The 1,098-nt window shown below is 36.3% G+C and carries 1 protein-coding gene; it reads left to right on the top strand.

The window, feature by feature from the left end; genetic code table 11:
• Positions 1-116 precede the first annotated feature (116 nt).
• A complete protein-coding gene (locus tag ACOVQ4_RS11145) occupies positions 117-941 on the top strand; it encodes an aminotransferase class IV (RefSeq protein WP_421820722.1) in 825 nt (274 codons plus the stop codon).
• Positions 942-1,098 lie beyond the last annotated feature (157 nt).

The following is a 1,098-nucleotide window of genomic DNA, read 5'->3' on the forward strand; positions in this document are numbered from 1 at the left end:
ACTAAAATACACTTTAACACTCTTTGCCTTGTGCCTGTTGCCTGTTGCCTAATATTGTCTATTGCCCAAAACAAAAAACTTTGCACGATTAATCAATACTTAATATCACCCAATTTATGCAAGAATATATTTTCTTAAATAATACCTTTGTAAAGGCTGAAGATGCCAAAATTCATGTATCGGATTTAGGATTAGTCCGAGGATATGGCATCTTTGATTTTTTTAGAGCAATTGATGGTAGAGCGATTTTTTTGGAAGACCATCTCGACCGATTTGAAAATTCAGCACGTTTGATGGGACTACCCATTCCTGCTAGTCGTGAGCAGCTTAAGGAAATCATTTATGAAACAATCAAACTTCATCCACTTCCATTAGTAGGTATCAAAATGATCCTAACAGGAGGTTTCTCTTCGGATGGATATTTACCCGCCGAATCGTCGAACCTTATCGTTACGGCAAAACCATTCGAGTTCAAAAATCCTAATAAAGGAATGAAGCTTTTGAGTTTGGAATACAAACGTGAAATTCCAGAAATCAAAACCCTTAATTATATTGTCCCAATCAGAATTCAACCACAGCTAAGAGCGCAGCAAGCAGATGATGTATTGTACCATCAAAATGGCATTATTTCAGAATCTTCGAGAAGTAATATCTTTATCGTAAAAGATAATCTGATTGCTACTCCCAAAGATGGAGCATTGTTTGGCGTAACCCGAAAACATGTGCTCAAATTGGCTGCTCAATATTATAAGGTAGAAGAACGAGATATTAGTTTTAACGAATACCTACAGGCCGACGAAGTGTTTACTACAGGAAGCACCAAACGCATTGTTCCGATTGCTCAGACCGATGAGGTGGTTTTCAATAATGGAAAAACAGGTGCTGTAACAAAGCATTTGCAAGAATTATTTTTGGCTTACGAAAAACAAAGTTTAGAATAAGTAAGTGAGCCAGCAGTAGGCAATAAGCGCTAAAAATTAAGCAACGGGCAATAAGTTTCGAAATGTTTTTTTGATTACTGGATAAAATTAAAAATATATCTATCCTCACTAAAAAATATTTTTACACTCTTTGCCTTGTGCCTCTTGCCTGTTGCCT

It is taken from the genome of Flectobacillus sp. (genome assembly GCF_049240685.1).
In the GTDB taxonomy this organism is placed as follows: Bacteria; Bacteroidota; Bacteroidia; order Cytophagales; family Spirosomataceae; genus Flectobacillus.

Excerpts from the sequence above, each read along its gene's own strand:
- ACOVQ4_RS11145 (WP_421820722.1), top strand. The coding sequence starts at position 117 with ATGCAAGAATATATTTTCTTAAATAATACCTTTGTAAAGGCTGAAGAT.